16 protein-coding genes are annotated in these 15,601 nt (G+C 65.5%); 9 read left to right on the top strand and 7 right to left on the bottom strand.

Annotated features, from left to right (window positions below; genetic code table 11):
* Positions 1–196 precede the first annotated feature (196 nt).
* On the bottom strand, positions 197–1,144 hold the full coding sequence (locus AC1ROK_RS02350) for an ATP-binding cassette domain-containing protein (protein WP_492843446.1): 948 nt from the start codon (positions 1,142–1,144) through the stop codon (positions 197–199).
* A 209-nt stretch (positions 1,145–1,353) separates the two neighbouring features.
* On the opposite strand from AC1ROK_RS02350, the gene AC1ROK_RS02355 reads away from it, so the two are divergent.
* From AC1ROK_RS02355 to pnp, 6 genes are all read left to right on the top strand, one after another.
* A complete protein-coding gene (locus tag AC1ROK_RS02355) occupies positions 1,354–2,136 on the top strand; it encodes a TetR/AcrR family transcriptional regulator (protein WP_492843448.1) in 783 nt (260 codons plus the stop codon).
* A gap of 91 nt (positions 2,137–2,227) precedes the next feature.
* Positions 2,228–2,635: a 30S ribosome-binding factor RbfA gene (rbfA, locus tag AC1ROK_RS02360; RefSeq protein ID WP_492843450.1), complete on the top strand. Its 408-nt coding sequence runs from the start codon at positions 2,228–2,230 to the stop codon at positions 2,633–2,635.
* The gene (truB, locus tag AC1ROK_RS02365; RefSeq protein ID WP_492843452.1) at positions 2,632–3,528 is read left to right on the top strand and encodes a tRNA pseudouridine(55) synthase TruB; all 897 of its coding nucleotides are present in this window, start codon (positions 2,632–2,634) and stop codon (positions 3,526–3,528) included. Before rbfA ends, truB begins: the two co-directional genes overlap by 4 nt.
* Positions 3,529–3,699: 171 nt before the next feature.
* Positions 3,700–5,424: a sensor histidine kinase gene (locus tag AC1ROK_RS02370; RefSeq protein WP_492843454.1), complete on the top strand. Its 1,725-nt coding sequence runs from the start codon at positions 3,700–3,702 to the stop codon at positions 5,422–5,424.
* Positions 5,425–5,556: 132 nt separating this feature from the next.
* Positions 5,557–5,826: a 30S ribosomal protein S15 gene (rpsO, locus tag AC1ROK_RS02375; RefSeq protein WP_055874294.1), complete on the top strand. Its 270-nt coding sequence runs from the start codon at positions 5,557–5,559 to the stop codon at positions 5,824–5,826.
* Positions 5,827–6,245: 419 nt separating this feature from the next.
* The gene (gene pnp, locus AC1ROK_RS02380) at positions 6,246–8,378 is read left to right on the top strand and encodes a polyribonucleotide nucleotidyltransferase (protein ID WP_492843456.1); all 2,133 of its coding nucleotides are present in this window, start codon (positions 6,246–6,248) and stop codon (positions 8,376–8,378) included.
* A gap of 127 nt (positions 8,379–8,505) precedes the next feature.
* On the opposite strand, the gene AC1ROK_RS02385 is transcribed toward pnp, so the two are convergent.
* Positions 8,506–8,946 carry a universal stress protein gene (locus AC1ROK_RS02385; RefSeq protein ID WP_492843458.1) on the bottom strand — a complete coding sequence of 147 codons (441 nt, stop codon included), beginning with the start codon at positions 8,944–8,946 and terminating at the stop codon, positions 8,506–8,508.
* Positions 8,947–9,090: 144 nt separating this feature from the next.
* Between AC1ROK_RS02385 and AC1ROK_RS02390 the strand changes: the two genes are divergently transcribed.
* A complete protein-coding gene (locus AC1ROK_RS02390) occupies positions 9,091–9,375 on the top strand; it encodes a hypothetical protein (protein WP_492843460.1) in 285 nt (94 codons plus the stop codon).
* A gap of 16 nt (positions 9,376–9,391) precedes the next feature.
* Here AC1ROK_RS02390 and AC1ROK_RS02395 read toward each other — a convergent pair whose 3' ends face one another.
* Positions 9,392–9,997: a TetR/AcrR family transcriptional regulator gene (locus tag AC1ROK_RS02395; RefSeq protein ID WP_492843462.1), complete on the bottom strand. Its 606-nt coding sequence runs from the start codon at positions 9,995–9,997 to the stop codon at positions 9,392–9,394.
* A 126-nt stretch (positions 9,998–10,123) separates the two neighbouring features.
* Between AC1ROK_RS02395 and AC1ROK_RS02400 the strand changes: the two genes are divergently transcribed.
* On the top strand, positions 10,124–11,344 hold the full coding sequence (locus AC1ROK_RS02400; protein ID WP_492843464.1) for an MFS transporter: 1,221 nt from the start codon (positions 10,124–10,126) through the stop codon (positions 11,342–11,344).
* A gap of 76 nt (positions 11,345–11,420) precedes the next feature.
* Here the strand turns inward: AC1ROK_RS02400 and AC1ROK_RS02405 are convergent, their stop codons facing one another.
* Positions 11,421–12,062, bottom strand: coding sequence for a ferredoxin reductase domain-containing protein (locus AC1ROK_RS02405; protein WP_492843466.1), 642 nt, complete (start codon positions 12,060–12,062; stop codon positions 11,421–11,423).
* 328 nt (positions 12,063–12,390) lie between these two features.
* On the opposite strand from AC1ROK_RS02405, the gene AC1ROK_RS02410 reads away from it, so the two are divergent.
* Positions 12,391–12,741: a hypothetical protein gene (locus tag AC1ROK_RS02410; RefSeq protein ID WP_492843468.1), complete on the top strand. Its 351-nt coding sequence runs from the start codon at positions 12,391–12,393 to the stop codon at positions 12,739–12,741.
* Between the two features lie 123 nt (positions 12,742–12,864).
* On the opposite strand, the gene AC1ROK_RS02415 is transcribed toward AC1ROK_RS02410, so the two are convergent.
* From AC1ROK_RS02415 to metK, 3 genes are all read right to left on the bottom strand, one after another.
* Entirely contained in the window at positions 12,865–13,272 is a 408-nt protein-coding gene (locus AC1ROK_RS02415; RefSeq protein WP_069910139.1) for a winged helix-turn-helix transcriptional regulator, read from the bottom strand.
* A gap of 170 nt (positions 13,273–13,442) precedes the next feature.
* Positions 13,443–14,153 (bottom strand): tRNA (guanine(46)-N(7))-methyltransferase TrmB, encoded by a 711-nt coding sequence (gene trmB, locus AC1ROK_RS02420; protein ID WP_492843470.1) that lies wholly within the window; start codon positions 14,151–14,153, stop codon positions 13,443–13,445.
* A gap of 108 nt (positions 14,154–14,261) precedes the next feature.
* On the bottom strand, positions 14,262–15,527 hold the full coding sequence (gene metK / locus AC1ROK_RS02425; RefSeq protein ID WP_492843472.1) for a methionine adenosyltransferase: 1,266 nt from the start codon (positions 15,525–15,527) through the stop codon (positions 14,262–14,264).
* Between the last annotated feature and the right edge of the window lie 74 nt (positions 15,528–15,601).

Raw genomic sequence — 15,601 nt, forward strand, 5'->3', positions numbered from 1 at the left:
GACGCGGTTCGATCGCTTCCCTCCCCCCGCGGCGCTACCGCGTCCGCAAGGAGGGGAGGGATCGAGGGAGGGGTTGGTGCGCTTCTAGAGCCGATGGACCCCCACCCCCAGCCCCTCCCCTCAAGGGGGAGGGGAGCAAGACCCCGGCGGCTTTCAGCTACCGCCGCTCGCCGCCTCACTGGTGCAAATGGCCCTTTCATGCTGCCGTCTCCCGCAGCGAACGGCCGGTCAATCCGAGGAACACGTCATCCAGCGTTGGCCGGCGGACGTTTGCCGCCAGTACCCGGGCGCCGCGCTGATCCAAGACCCGGATGAACTCCGGCAGCACCGCCTCGCCGCCCTTCACGGTCACCCCGACCCGCGCGCCGTCACGGCTGATTTCGCGGGCTTCGGGGAGGTTGGCGGCGAGCTCGGCGGCAACCGCCGAGTTGTCGGCATCGACGGTAATGCGGTCGCCGGCGAGGTTAGCCTTCAGTCGCTCCGGCGTGTCGTTGGCGATGATCTGGCCATTGTCCATGATCATCACCCGCTCGGCCATCTGATCGGCCTCGTCGAGATAGTGGGTGGTGAGAAAGATCGTCATCCCGGTCGATTTTCTCAGCTTCAGGATGTGCTCCCAGAGGTTGGCGCGGCTGTGCGGATCGAGCCCGGTCGAGGGCTCGTCGAGGAACAGCACCTTGGGGCTGTGCATCAGCCCGAGCGCGATATCGACGCGCCGCTTCTGCCCGCCTGACAAACTCATCCCGGTGCGCCTTTCGAGCCCGCTGAGCTCCAGCATGCCGATCAGCTCGTCGGCGCGCCGGGCCGCGTCGGCCTTGCTCATCCGCTGCGCCGCGCCCTGCGTCAGCAGCTCGTCGCGCAGCTTGTTGTAGCCGCCGGCGCCGGCCCCCTGGCCGACATAGCCGATGCGGCGGCGTACCGCGTTGGCGTCGCGCAACACGTCGTGGCCGGCGACGCTCGCCGCGCCCTCGGTCGGCGGCAGCAGCGTCGTCAGCATGCGCACGCTGGTGGATTTGCCGGCGCCGTTGGGGCCGAGGAACGCCACCAGCTCGCCCTCCGCCACGTCGAGGTCGAGGCCACGCACCGCCTCGACGACGCCGTCCTTGGTCTTGAAGCTGCGCTTCAGTCCGCGGGCATGGATCATTGCTTCACTCCTCTTCCCGGTTCAGGTTGGGCAAGCCTATCCAGCCCTGCTGACATGACGTGTCAGCAGGCTGGTTTTCGACACGCTGGGCCGGACGTCCGAAGGGATATCTCGACTTTCGCGGCCTGGCGATATAACGGTGTGCAGTGTACGGGGTTTGGCTTAGACTCAATCCCGTACACTGTAAAGAGTTATTTTATGGAGGCCGGATGGCCGAGGAAATTGCCGGTCGGGGCGATCCGATCCGGACGCTGGAGCTGATGTGGGGCAGGGCGCCGGCGCCCAGGCGCGGGCCCAAATCGCGGGTCAGCGTTGCCGACCTGGTGGCTGCCGCCGTCGCCATTGCCGATGCCGAGGGCATCGACGCCGTCTCGACCCGGCGCGTCGCCGAAGCGGTCGGGATCTCGCCGATGAGCTTTTACACCCACATCCCGGATAAGGCGGTGCTGCTCGACCTGATGCTCGATGCCGTGGCCACCGGACAGGCCGGTGAAGTGACGCCGGAGTTTCATCCGGCCGACTGGCGGGCCAATGTGACCCTCGTGGCGCGCAGCTTTCGCCGCTTTTACCTGGCCCATCCCTGGGCGCTGGAGATCGGCACGCACCGGCCGGTGCTCGGCCCCAACACCATCCGCGCCTATGACAACTTCCTCAGCGTCTTCGATCGGCTGGGCCTGAGCGAAGTCGAGATGGACCTCTGCGTCATCCTCGTCGCCAACTATGTGCACGGCGCGGTACGCGACGTGGTGCGCGCCAATATGGTCAAGGCGCAGACCGGTATGAGCGACGATGAGTGGTGGTACGCCGTCGAGCCGTTCCTCTCGACCATGGATTTTTCGCCCTATCCGGTGGCGAGCCGGGTGGGCGCGGTGGTCGGCGAACTTTACGGCCTCGGCGATCCTGATATGGCCTTCGATTTCGGGCTGGAGCGGCTGCTAGACGGGCTGGAGCGCCTGGTCGAGAGCAAGCGGGCTAATCCACCATTGCCATAGCGTGGCAGAAGTTTCCCGACCGAGTGTGGCGAATGGCGTTCCTCAGGCCGCTACCGTTGACGGAAAGCCGCCAAGCGCCTAACTCAGCCCGATGAAACGCGACACCCACAAGCCCACCGGTCCCAGCCAGCGCATGCTGCGCGTCGGCGAATTGGTGCGCCATGCCCTTTCCGGCGTCTTTGCCCGCGGCGAGATCGAAGATCCGCTGCTCGAAGGCAAGGTTATCACCGTGCCCGAAGTCCGCATGACGCCGGATCTGAAGCTGGCCAACGCCTACATCATGCCGCTCGGCGGCGCGGGCGCCGAGGAAATCGTCGCGGCCCTCAATCGCCACCACCGCTTCATTCGCGGCCGCGTGGCCCCGGAGCTCGATCTGAAGTTCGCACCGGACCTGCGCTTTTTCGTCGACAACACGTTTGACGAGTTCGGCAAGATCGACGCCCTGCTGCGCTCCGACCGCGTGCAGCGCGACATCGCGAAGGATGAGGACGAAGATTGACCACCGAGAAGCGCCAGAAGCGCGACGTCTCCGGTTGGTTGGTTCTCGACAAGCCCTATGACATGACCTCCACCCAGGCGGTGGGGAAGCTCCGTTGGCTGTTCGGCGCGAAAAAGGCCGGCCATGCCGGAACGCTCGACCCGCTGGCGACCGGCATCCTGCCGATCGCGCTGGGTGAAGCGACCAAGACCGTGCCCGCTGTGCAGGACGGCACCAAGGTCTACCGCTTCGCCATCAAGTGGGGCGAGGAAACCACCACCGACGACACTGAAGGCGAAGTCAGCGCGCGCTCGGAGGTACGGCCCACCGAGGCCGAGATCCTCGCTGCGCTGCCCGGCTTTACCGGCGAAATCATGCAGACCCCACCGGCCTTTTCCGCCATCAAGGTCGACGGCGAACGCGCCTATGACCTGGCGCGTGCCGGCGAGGTGGTCGAGCTGGCGGCCCGCCCCGTCTACGTCGAGGCCCTTCGGCTCATGGAACATGCCGGCGAAATCAGCCGGCTGGAAATGACCTGCGAGAAGGGCACCTATGTGCGCGCCCTGGCGCGGGACCTCGCCCGGACCCTCGGCACCCACGGCCATGTCGTCGAACTGCGCCGCACCGCCGTCGGCCCGTTCAGTGAGGCGCGGGCGGTGACGCTCGAGGCGCTGGAGGCAGCCGCGGACCGCGATGCGCTGCTGCTGCCGGTCTCCGCCGGGCTGTCGCTGTTGCCCGAGATCCGGCTCACCCCCGATCAGGTGAGCGCCGTCCGGCACGGCAACCCTGTGCTGCTCGGCGGCGCATCGGCGCCGATCGCGCTCGACAGCGCCTGGGCTAGCAGCGCCGGCATCGCCGTGGCGCTGGGCCGGGTCGAAGCCGGCATGTTCAAGCCGCAGCGCGTTATCGTCTAGCGCCCTGCCCGGATCGCTGAACCACTCGCGTGGGGAGGGGAGTGCAGGGCGGTGCAACCAACCGTGAAGCGCTCCTGCCTGTCGCCTGCCGCCGGAACCAAATGGCGGAACAGGCGTTTTCGTGCTCTAAGGCATGGCAGGGGTCTGGGTTGATTTTCGCCGGGGTGCGTTATGGCTGACGGGCCGAGCCCGGCTGATAATAGTGCTGTCGTACGCCGCCGCGGCCCGAGGGCCCGGCCGATTGCCGTTTACCTGTTCGTCCTGGCGCTGGTGGCGCTGGTCCCCGCATTCGTCTTTTCTGCCATCCTGCTGCAGCGCAACAACGAGGCGCAGGAGCGCGTCGTCGAGACGCTGATCACCGGCAATGCCCGCTCGATCGTTCAGGCGGTGGATCGCGAGATCAACGCCAACATCACGACGCTGCGCGTCCTCGCCACCACGCCGCCGCTCAAGCCCGCCGATTATCCCGAGTTTCACGCCCGGGTCAGCGTCGCGCTCGAGAACACCGCGTCCTACGTCTATCTTGTCCACCCCGACATGACCTCGGACCTTTCCACCCGGGTCCCGATGTCGGAGCAGGAGACCAATCCGATCGGCGACGTCGAAACCACGCAGCGGGCTTTCGACAGCCGCGACGTGGCAATCTCGGATGCGGTGTTCGGGCGTGTCTCGCAGCAATGGGTGGTCAACATCCTGCAGCCGATCTTTCCGGCCAACCAGCAGCCGCTGATCCTCGGCTTCAGCCGCGCCGCCAGTCAGCTGTCGAGTACGTTGCTGGCGAGCCGCATGCCCGAGGGTTGGCACGTGGCGCTGGTCGACAGGAAGGGCGTGATCATCGCCGCCGCCGACCAGGGCGGCAACACCGGCGACGCCTTCAACCTCGCGCCGATCGACGAACTGGGCTCGACCGCCGGCTGGCGCAGCCTCGTTTCCGAGGGCAAGGACTACCTGGTCGTCGCGCAGCGCTCCACCCTTACCGGCTGGACCCTGGTGGCCTGGGCCGATCGCAGCGTCGTGGCGAAGCCCTTGGCCGATGCGTTCTGGTCGCTCTTGGCCGGCGGTGTGCTGCTGGCGGCCCTGGTGGTGCTCGTGGTCTATGGCGTGAGCCTGCAGATCGGCCGCTCGGTGCATGGTCTCGAGGCCGACGCCAGGCGGCTCGGCGCCGGCCAGCCGGTGGAGGCGCGGCACTTCCCGATCGAGGAGATCGAAACCGTCTCGAGCGCCCTCGGCGATGCCTCGCGCCGCCGCCAAGCCGCCGAAACCGAGGTGCGCTTCCTGATGCGCGAGCTGGCGCATCGGAGCAAGAACCAGATGACGGTGATCGCCGCCATGGCCAAGCAGACAGCGCGCGGCGCCGATACGGTGCCCGAGTTCGTTTCTAGCTTCGAGCGCCGCATCTTCGGGCTCGCCCGTTCGACCGACCTGCTGCTGGCGCATGGCGTCGCCGGCGTCGATCTCAAGGAGCTGCTGGTCAGCCAGATCGATCCGTTCTGTCCCGTCGATGGCGAACGGGTGATCGTCGACGGGCCGTCGCTGCGGCTCAACGCCCAGGCGGCGCAGATCCTCGGCATGGCGGCGCACGAACTGGCCACCAACGCGGTGAAATACGGCGCCTTCGCGAGGGATGGCGGCCGGCTGGAGCTGACCTGGAAGCGCGTCGGCGGCGCGGTGAGCTTCGTTTGGCACGAAAGCGGCAGTGCCCCGGCCGAAACCTCCCCGCGCCGCGGCTTCGGCACCACCGTGCTCGAGAACATGGTCGGCCGCTCGCTCAATGGCGAGGTCGCGCGCGAGGTGCATCAGCTCGGCATCGAGTGGCGCTTCACCATTCCACTGAGCTCGCTCGACCCTTCCGACAGCCTCAACGGCGCGGCCGAGCCCGCCGCTTCCGACAAATAACTGGCGTTCTGCGACCCTTTCCCCTATAGAGCGCGCGAGTTCCGGCCCGGCCGGCGCTTATTCATGGCTCCACCTGGACGACATCCCGGGCGGCAGCGTCCCGATGATCCTCTGTTTGAAAGGACCTTTCCGATGTCGATTACCGCAGAGCGGAAGACTGCGCTCATCAAGGACTACGCCACCAAGAAGGACGACACCGGCTCGCCGGAAGTCCAGGTCGCGATCCTCTCCGAACGCATCGCCAATCTCACCGAACACTTCAAGCTGCATGGCAAGGACAACCATTCCCGCCGTGGCCTGTTGAAGATGGTTTCGACGCGCCGCCGTCTCCTCGACTACGTCAAGAAGTCGGACGAAGCGCGCTACAAGGCGCTCATCGAGCGTCTGGGCCTGCGCCGCTAATTGGAGCTTGCTCGACAAAAGTCGTCAGACTTTTGCACCTCGAGCGAGCGACTACCTGGTTGCGCTGGTCGACTAAGACCTGGACCCACGGGGCACGCCTCGCGGGTCCAACCCCGGCAGACCTGCCGGTGACTTGCGTAGGCTGACGAACTACGCGGAGCATGGCGAGATCATCGGCCGCTCACGGTGCAGGACCTTCCGGAAGGTTGGGGCACCTCCCTGTTTCAGGAAAATGAGCGGCTCATCGTCTTGTCCATGTTCCGCCCCTCCTCGACCGGAGGGTGTCAGCGCGGAACCGTGCCGATTTTGGGCCGTAGTCGCACATGGGGTGCGGCGGGCGGCTGGCACACCGGAGGAGTTCGCGGGGTGGCTACGCCCCCGCGTTCCCGCTCTTTCCGGCAGAATGGAAAGACAACGATATGCCCATCAACTTCGACTACCACAAAGTTGAGCTGAACTGGGGCGGCCAGCCCCTCACCCTCGAGACCGGCAAGATCGCCCGCCAGGCGGACGGTGCCGTGCTCGCCACGCTCGGCGAGACCGTGGTCCTCGCCACCGTCGTTTCGGCCAAGTCGCCGAAGCCGGGTCAGGACTTCTTCCCGCTGACCGTCAACTATCAGGAAAAGTACTTCGCGGCGGGCAAGATCCCGGGCGGCTACTTCAAGCGCGAAGGGCGCCCGACCGAGGCCGAGACGCTGACGTCCCGCCTGATCGACCGTCCGATCCGCCCGCTCTTCCCCGATGGCTACAAGAACGAGACCCAGGTCATCGTCACTGTCCTCCAGCACGACATGGAGAACAACCCGGACGTGCTCTCGATGGTCGCGGCTTCCGCTGCACTGACCATTTCCGGCGTGCCGTTCATGGGCCCGATCGGCGCTGCCCGCGTCGGCTACATTGATGGCGAATACGTCCTCAACCTCGCCGTCGACCGTCGCGCCGAGTCCAAGCTCGATCTGGTCATGGCCGGCACCCAGGACGCCGTGCTGATGGTGGAATCGGAGGCCCAGGAGCTCTCCGAGGAGATCATGCTCGGCGCCGTGATGTTCGGTCACGAAGCCTCGCGCAAGGTCATCGACGCGATCATCAAGCTGGCCGAGCTGGCCGCCAAGGAACCGCGCGATTTCAGCCCGCCGGATTACTCGGCGCTCGAGGCCGACGTGCTGAAGGTGGCCGAGGCCGACCTCCGCGCCGCCTACAAGATCACCGACAAGGCGCAGCGCTACGCCGCTGTCGATGCCGCCAATGCCAAGGTCAAGGCGCACTATGCGTCGCAGATCGAGGCCGGCACCGTCTCGGCCGAGGACCTGGGCGAAGTCGTCCATAACCTCCAGGCCAAGATCGTCCGCTGGAACATTCTCGACACCAAGTCGCGTATCGACGGCCGTGACCTGACGACCGTTCGTCCGATCGTCGCCGAAGTCGGCGTGCTGCCCCGCACCCATGGTTCGGCGCTGTTCACCCGCGGCGAGACCCAGGCCCTCGTCGTTGCCACGCTCGGCACCGGCGACGACGAGCAGTTCGTCGACAGCCTCGAAGGCACCCAGAAGGTGAACTTCATGCTGCACTACAACTTCCCGCCCTACTCGGTCGGTGAAGCTGGCCGCATGGGCTCGCCCGGCCGTCGCGAAATCGGCCACGGCAAGCTCGCCTGGCGCGCCATCAACCCGATCCGCCCCAAGGCGGAAGAGTTCCCCTACACCATCCGCGTCGTCTCCGAGATCACCGAGTCGAACGGCTCGTCCTCGATGGCGACCGTCTGCGGCACCTCGCTGGCGCTGATGGATGCGGGCGTGCCGATGAAGAAGCCGGTGGCGGGTATCGCCATGGGCCTGATCCTCGAAGGCGACCGTTATGCGGTGCTCTCCGACATCCTGGGTGACGAAGATCACCTCGGCGACATGGACTTCAAGGTGGCAGGCACCGCCGACGGCGTGACCTCGCTGCAGATGGACATCAAGATCGCCGGCATCACCGAGGAGATCATGAAGGTCGCCCTCGAGCAGGCCAAGGGCGGTCGCGAGCACATCCTTGGCGAAATGGCCAAGGCGCTCGACACCTCGCGCTCCAGCGTCGGCGAGTTCGCCCCGCGCATCGAGACCATCACTATCCCGACCGACAAGATCCGCGAAGTGATCGGCACCGGCGGCAAGGTGATCCGTGAGATCGTCGAGAAGACCGGCGCCAAGATCGACATCAACGACGACGGCACTGTGAAGGTCTCGTCGTCGGACGGCGCCTCGATCGATGCGGCCATCAAGTGGATCAAGTCGATCACCGATGAAGCCGAAGTCGGCGCCATCTACCAGGGTACCGTGGTCAAGACCGCCGATTTCGGCGCGTTCGTGAACTTCTTCGGCGCCAAGGACGGCCTCGTGCACATCTCCCAGCTCGCCGCCCAGCGCGTCGGCAAGACCACCGACGTCGTCAAGGAAGGCGACAAGGTGTGGGTGAAGCTGCTCGGCTTCGACGAGCGCGGCAAGGTCCGCCTGTCGATGAAGGTCGTCGACCAGGCGACCGGCAAGGAAATCGCCGAGGAAGCCGCCGAGTAATCGGCAGCTGTTTGAATGCGAAAGGCCCGGGAGCGATCCCGGGCCTTTTTTGTTTGTACGCGAGCGACTACGCCGTCGCAGGGCAGGGCGATCACCGCGGCCTGCCACGCGCTGTCGGGCTGTCCGGCTACGGCTTGATCACCAGCACCGGCACCTTGGCGAGGCTCAGCACCTTGGCGGCCTGGCTGCCCAGGATCAGCCGCTCCAGTCCGCGATGGCCGTGCGAGCCGACGACGATCAGGTCCGCTCCGAGCCTGTCCGCCGCATCGAGGATGCCCTGGAACGGCGCCTGATCCTCGACATGCATGGTCCCGGCAGCAAGGCCGCTGGCCTTGACCGCGGCATCGAGAATGGCGCGGCCCTTGTCCCGGTTGGCCTTGCGGATGTCGTCGAACACCGACTGCGGCACCGACCAGCCGATCTCCGGCGCTGCAAAGGTCGGCGCCTGCTCGCTCACCGTCACCAGCGTCAGCCTGGCGCCGAGGGCTTTCGCCAGAAAGGCCGCATGCGCCACGGCTTTGCCCGCGACGTCCGTTCCATCCGTCGCGGCGATGATGTTGTCGTACACTGTGGCCTCCAGACTGACTCAATGGCAGCAATCGACATGCCGGCGAGAGTGTTGTCCCGCCGTCCGGCGTTTGCAACCACGCCGCCGGACAGGTGAAAGCGACGGCATTTGGCGGGCACGCCAGGCCACCCCATATTGTGGCTTATGACCATTACCCCCGATACGTCGCCGGCCACCGTCTGGGCCATCCTCGCGTCCTGGCCGCGCGGCTACTTCACCGCCCGCTTCGCGGGGCGGCGCTACGGGGTGACCAATACGGCGCACGCCAACGGCAACAGTTTCAAGCTCTACGCCGAGGAGCTTGGCGGCGCCGACCGCATCAGCCTCAACATCTATCGCCCGCCGAGCAGCGCCGCGCCGGCGCTGAAGCCCTGCGAGATGCCGATCGACAAGGTGACGGGCTTCGTCGCTGGGGCGGTGGTCGAGTAGTCGTCGACCAGCACCGTCAATGGCGGACCGGCGCGTGGCGCAGCAGGCCTTCGACAAGACGCCGATAGGCGGCGGTGGCGCGGCGCGAGATGCCGACCGGGTCGTCGGCATTGGCGATCCATTGTGCCGCATAGCAGGAGGCCCCGGTGATCATCCGGGCGGTGGCTTCGCAGTCCACCTCCGCGATCACACTGCTTTCGAGCAGCCTCTCGAGGCTGTGCTTCATCGCCGTGATGCAGCCATTGGCGCTCGGCCAGGACGATGGGTCGCCGAGCACCGCCGGACCATCGCGCAGCATGATGCGCTGGATCTCGGGCTCGAGCGCCATCTCGATATAGCCGATGCCCTCCTCGACGAAACTCTCCCAGGCGTTCGGCGCCTTGGCGGCCCGTGCCTTGAGCCGCGCCGTCATCTCGCCGTCGATCTCGCTGACCACCGCCTCGAACAGCCCGCGCTTGTCGCCGAAATGGTGGTAGAGCGCCCCGCGCGTCAGCCCGACATCAGAGGTGAAGTGATCCATCGAGGCCTCGGCATAGCCGAGCTCGGCAAAGGCCTTGCGGCCGGCGGCCATCAGCTTGGCGCGGGTTTCGGCGATCATTTCACTGCGGGTTCTCTGCGCCATGCTCGATCTATCTCACATACGTCACGGATGTGAATTGACATACGTTGCGTATGTGAATAGATGTTTTGCATACGCTGCGTATGTAAATCATCTAGTTCGCGGCGCCCGAAATGTCGAGGGATCGTCATGCCGAATCCATATGCAGAGATCTTCCGGGCTCCCGGCGCCAAGGGCTTTGCCACCGCCGGTTTCGTCGCCCGCATGCCGATGGCGATGGCGCCCATCGGCATCGTTGCCATGCTGTCGCAGACCCATGGCGAGTTCTGGCTCGCCGGCGCCGTCTCTGCCACCTATGCGCTGGCCAATGCCCTGTTCGCCCCGCAGATTTCGCGGGTCGTCGACCGGCTGGGCCAGTCGCGCGTGCTGATCCCGACGACGCTGATCGCCGTGGCTGCCTTCATTGTGCTGATGCTGGCGGCCTATCAGGATTGGCCGATCTGGACGCTGTTCGCGGCCGCGCTCGCCGCGGCGCTGATGCCGAGCTTTCCGGCGATGATAAGGGCCCGCTGGAGCGAACTGTTCCGTGACCGGCCGGAACTCAACACGGCCTTCGCGTTCGAATCCTCGGCCGATGAGCTGGTCTATATCGCCGGCGCATCGCTGTCGGTGGGCCTCGCCGTGGCGCTGTTCCCCGAGGCAGGGCTGCTCGCCAGCACACTGTTCCTGGCGTTGGGCGGGCTGGCCTTCATCGCGCAGCGCCGCACCGAGCCCAAGCCCAGCGGCGCCATGGCGGGCGGCGGGCAGTCCGCCATCCGGCAGCGGCCGGTGCAGATCATCACCCTGGCCTTGATCTTCGTCGGCGCGATCTTCGCCACGGCTGAAGTGAGTGCGGTGGCGATCACCGAAGAGCTGGGTGAGCCCGGCGCGGCGAGTCTGGTCATCGGCGTCTATGCCGTCGGCTCGTTCGTCGTCGGCTTGCTTGTCGGGGCGCTCAACCTCAGGCTGCCGCTCGAAAAGCAGCTGGCGATCGCGCTCGCCGTCATCGCCGTCACTGCGTGGCCGCTATTGTTCGTCGACAACGTGCCGATGCTGGCCCTCGCCGTGTTCGCCAGCGGCGTCGCCATCTCGCCCACCTTTATCACTGCCTTCGGCCTGATCGAGCGCCGGGTGCCGGCGGCGATGCTGACCGAAGGCATAACCTGGGTGATGACAGGCATCGGCATCGGCATGGCGCTGGGCTCGTTCGTCACCGGCTGGGTGGTGGATACCTACGGCGCCGGCAACGGCTTCGTCGTCTCGGTCATAGCGGGTGCCCTGGCATTGCTCACGGTGCTGCTGGGCCAGCGGACCCTCGCCGGTCGCGGCAGCCGCCTCCCGGCAGAGACAGAACCGCAGGCGGCCGAGTAAGCCGCGAGGGATGGTCATAGCCCCGGGGAGCTCCTAACCGAAACGCACCAGCCTATCGGTGCTGAGGCCAGGTGCCTCAGGGCTTCTCCCAGGTCAGCGCTTCCGCCGCGGCGCCGAGCCCGCCCAGCGCCGCCTTGAGGTCGGCAACCATCGGATCCGGACCGCACAGGTAGAAGTTCTGGCCGATGTCGTGCACGTGGCGCCTGAGGAACGCCTCGTCGATCCGCTCGTGCAGTACCCCCGTGGCATCTGGTTCGTCGGTGACCGTCCAGGTGACCTCGAGTCCTTCCATCGCTTCGAACTCATCGCGCAGGATGATGTCCTCGGCCTTGCGGTTGGAGGCGATCAGCCGGTGGCCGGCGAGTTTGCCGTCGTGGTGGAGCTGCCTGAGGATGGCGATGAACGGCGTGACCCCGGCGCCGCCGGCAATGAAGGTGCCCGGCCCCTTATAGGTGATGGTGCCCCAGGGGTCGCGCAGCACCAGCTTCTGGCCGGGACCGTAACCGAACAGCCGCTCGGTCATGCCGTCGCCGCCGGTGTTGAAATAGCTCTTGATGGTGAACTCGAGATAGTCCCAGTCGTTGAGCGCGGTGAAGGTGAAGGGGTGCTTCTTGTCGCGCCAGCCGTCCTCGTCGAGCGACAGTTCGGTGGCCTGGCCCGGTTCGAACCGGTAGCCGTCAGGCTTTTCCAGCACGTAGCGGCGCACATTATGCGTCACTTGCTGAATATTCAGGATTCTAACGGTTTGCTGCACGACACGTCTCCTTGTCGCTCTGAGACGCTGAAAATGCGCCGCCGGTTCCCATCAAACCATGGTCAATCCACGCGCAAAATCATCCTCAAAGCCAGCTTCCACCAATGGTTTCCTTTAGGCAACCAACCCCCCTCAAGGGAGGTGGGTTTCTCACAAGATGGTGGCATTCCCTCGTGTAACCCTCTGCACGCATTATCGAATTTCAAGGGCCACAAGTGCTGATTTAGTGCCTTGCGAGTTGGCCGACGGAGTCCGATCTCCCTGTTGTCCAGAAAACGAAAGGGACATGAAAATGAAAACTTCTGCTCTTGGCCTTGCCGCTCTCCTCGTTGTCGGTGGTCTCTCGGTTCCCGCTTTTGCGGCCTCTGAAGATTCCAGCTTCGACAGCGATTTCCTGCTCACCCAGCTGAACCAGAAGGGCGTTGCGGCCACCGACGTGTACGAGAACACCGACAACGTCATCCGCGCCGTGGTCAAGCAGGCCGACGGTTCCTCGAAGTTCGAGTACTTCTACAAGGATACGCTGAGCCCGGTGAAGGCTTCGGTGGGCGGCAATACCCGCGTGCTGAGCAAGGTTGATACCGGTGCCAAGACCGGCCCGAACTACAACGAGTCGCTGCTCGTCGATAACTTCTTCGACTGATGACGATCCCCCGAGCCGGCGGGCTACGTGCCTGCCGGCTCGCTGATCCCGGGGCGGAGCGCCTTCAGGAAAGTTGTGAGACTTTTCCCCCTCGAAGGCGCGACAAAAGCCAAGACCGCGGGATCAACGGCCGGTGCTGATCCGCAGCACCGGAGGCTCGAGCTGGTCGGCGTCACGGGCGTCGAACAGCTGCCGCGCCTCCAGCACCCGATGCCAGTGGCGCGCCGCAAAAGCCTCGAAGGCTTCGAAGGCCTTCAACGCCTCGGCGCCGAGTTCGGTGAGCGCATAATCGACCCGCGGCGGAATCGTCGCATAGCTGGTGCGGCTGACGAAGCCATCGCGCTCCAGCGCCCTGAGGCTCGAGGTCAGTGCCTTCTGCGAAATGGTGCCGATCTCACGCTGCAGCTCGGAAAAACGCAGCGTGTCATGCCTTAGATGCAGCACGACAGTCAGCGTCCACTTGCTGTTTCGAGTGGTCAAAAGTTCCTCGATCACGGCCTGGTTGACGGGCGAACGGTTCTGCTGACGCATACGCCAACTCCACGCACAATACTGGCCAGCCGTTACCGGATGGCACGAGATCCCCATGGTCGCATATCGTTCACGAGGCGGCGTTTTCCAGAGGCAGCGGCCAGATTTCCATGGCCGGTTGCCTGAACGTTCCGTTAACTTGCGGTAAGTGCGGCGGGCCCTGCGGCGTTCTAGCGGCGCAGAAAGCTCAGGTAGAAGCTGATGTTCCGGCCGGCAGCGCGGGCTTTTTCCTCGTATCGTGTCGGCTCCCAGCCGGCGTAAGGTTCGTGCCAGACTCGCGGTCGTTCCGGCGCGAAAACGAAATCCGGCGAGCGCAGAATGTGCGCCAGCGTCCAGTTCGCGTAATCCTCGATGTCGGTGGCGAAACGAAACGGCGCCCCGGGCTTCAGCGTCCGCCCGAGCTCGCTGAGGGTCAGTGGCGAGATGAAGCGGCGCTTGTGGTGCCGCGTCTTCGGCCAAGGATCGGGATAGAGCAAGAAGGCGCCGTCGAGGCTGGCGCCGGGCAGCTTCTGCAGCAGTTTCAGCGCATCGTCGGTGTAGAGCCGGATATTGCCGAGCTCCTCCTCGTCGATCTGCTGCAGCAGCTTGGCGATGCCGCCGGAAAATACCTCGCAGCCGATATAGCCGGTATCAAGATGGCGGCTGGCTTCGAGCGACAGGTGTTCGCCCCCGCCATAGCCGATCTCGATCTCGCGCCGTGTCGATCCCGGAAACAGCGTCGCCGGATCGAGCATGTCATCGCCGAGCGCGATCTCCAGCTGCGGCAACAACTCCTTGAACAGCTGGTCCTGCCCCTTGTGCAGGCGCTTGCCGGAGCGGCGGCCGAAAAAGGCCCGCGGCTCGCCATCGACATTGAGGGGATGGTGGGGTTTGGAGGTCATGGGGTCCACTAGCACGGCGTTCCGGCCCCGGCTGCCAAAAACAGAGATCCCCGCTTTCGCGGGGATGACTTGGTTGATCTGCAGGAACCTGCGATGGGGGCGAAAACCTCAGGCGGCCGCCTTGACCGCCGCCTTGAGCGCCGGGACCAGGTCGGTCTTTTCCCAGCTGAACGAGCCGTCACGGCCCGGCTTGCGGCCGAAATGGCCATAGGCCGAGGTTTTTGCGTAGATCGGCTTGTTGAGGTCGAGATGGGTGCGGATGCCCCGCGGCGAGAGGTCGAACACCTCGCCCAGCACGGTCTCCAGCTTGTCCTCGGCCACCTTGCCGGTGCCGTGCAGGTCGACATAGATCGACAACGGTTTGGCGACGCCGATGGCGTAGCTCAACTGGATGGTGGCGCGGTCGGCGAGGCCGGCAGCGACAACGTTCTTGGCGAGGTAGCGCGCCGCATAGGCGGCCGAGCGGTCGACCTTGGTCGGATCCTTGCCCGAGAAGGCGCCGCCGCCATGCGGGGCCGCGCCACCATAGGTGTCGACGATGATCTTGCGGCCAGTCAGGCCGGCGTCGCCATCGGGGCCGCCGACCACGAACTTGCCGGTCGGGTTGACGTGCCAGACGGTATCCTCGGAGATCCAGCCCTCGGGCAGCGAGGCGCGGACATAGGGCTCGACGATCTTGCGCACGTCCTCGGACGAGAGGCTCGCATCGACATGCTGGGTCGACACGACGATCTGGGTGACGGCGACCGGCTTGCCGTTCTCGTAGCGGATGGTGACCTGGCTCTTGGCATCGGGGCCGAGCTTGATCGCGGCGCCTTCGCCGGCCTTGCGCGCGATGGTCAGCGCCTCGAGGATCTTGTGGGCATAGTAGATCGGAGCTGGCAGCAGCTCCGGGGTCTCGCGGCTGGCATAGCCGAACATGATGCCCTGGTCGCCGGCGCCGACATCCTTGTTGCCCGTTTCGTCAACGCCCCGCGCGATATCGGCCGACTGGCCGTGCAGCAGCACGTCGATCTTGGCGGTCTTCCAGTGGAAGCCGGACTGCTCGTAGCCGATCGCCTTGATCGCCTTGCGGGCGGTCGACTTGAATTTGGCCGGATTGACCACCGGATGGCCGGCGGGGTCGAGCAGCACCTTGCCGTCCTTGCCCTTCTTGAGCAGCGTCTCGGGCACACGCACTTCACCGGCGATGATCACGCGGTTGGTGGTGGCCAGCGTCTCGCAGGCGATGCGCACCTTGGCCGGATCCATGCCGGCCTTCTTGGCTTCACGGAACACCAGATCGACGATCTCGTCGGAAATCCGGTCGCAAACCTTGTCCGGATGCCCCTCTGAAACCGACTCCGAGGTGAAGAGATAGGAAGACCGAGCCAAGGCGAAACCCCCGAAAAATGGTCAAAAAGTGCGAAAATCGCACAGTTGAGCGGTGTTTTGCCACTCGGGGACCG

Source organism: Devosia sp. GW821-FHT12F11, from assembly GCF_058806655.1.

What these genes read in the sequence shown, in the direction of transcription:
- AC1ROK_RS02355 (WP_492843448.1), top strand. Translation starts at nt 1,354, where the DNA reads ATGGCCGAGGAAATTGCCGGTCGGGGCGATCCGATCCGGACGCTGGAG.
- AC1ROK_RS02415 (WP_069910139.1), bottom strand. Translation starts at nt 13,272, where the DNA reads ATGCGTCAGCAGAACCGTTCGCCCGTCAACCAGGCCGTGATCGAGGAA.
- AC1ROK_RS02390 (WP_492843460.1), top strand. Translation starts at nt 9,091, where the DNA reads ATGACCATTACCCCCGATACGTCGCCGGCCACCGTCTGGGCCATCCTC.
- AC1ROK_RS02410 (WP_492843468.1), top strand. Translation starts at nt 12,391, where the DNA reads ATGAAAACTTCTGCTCTTGGCCTTGCCGCTCTCCTCGTTGTCGGTGGT.
- AC1ROK_RS02350 (WP_492843446.1), bottom strand. Translation starts at nt 1,144, where the DNA reads ATGATCCATGCCCGCGGACTGAAGCGCAGCTTCAAGACCAAGGACGGC.
- AC1ROK_RS02370 (WP_492843454.1), top strand. Translation starts at nt 3,700, where the DNA reads ATGGCTGACGGGCCGAGCCCGGCTGATAATAGTGCTGTCGTACGCCGC.
- rbfA (WP_492843450.1), top strand. Translation starts at nt 2,228, where the DNA reads ATGAAACGCGACACCCACAAGCCCACCGGTCCCAGCCAGCGCATGCTG.
- AC1ROK_RS02395 (WP_492843462.1), bottom strand. Translation starts at nt 9,997, where the DNA reads ATGGCGCAGAGAACCCGCAGTGAAATGATCGCCGAAACCCGCGCCAAG.
- pnp (WP_492843456.1), top strand. Translation starts at nt 6,246, where the DNA reads ATGCCCATCAACTTCGACTACCACAAAGTTGAGCTGAACTGGGGCGGC.
- rpsO (WP_055874294.1), top strand. Translation starts at nt 5,557, where the DNA reads ATGTCGATTACCGCAGAGCGGAAGACTGCGCTCATCAAGGACTACGCC.
- AC1ROK_RS02400 (WP_492843464.1), top strand. Translation starts at nt 10,124, where the DNA reads ATGCCGAATCCATATGCAGAGATCTTCCGGGCTCCCGGCGCCAAGGGC.
- trmB (WP_492843470.1), bottom strand. Translation starts at nt 14,153, where the DNA reads ATGACCTCCAAACCCCACCATCCCCTCAATGTCGATGGCGAGCCGCGG.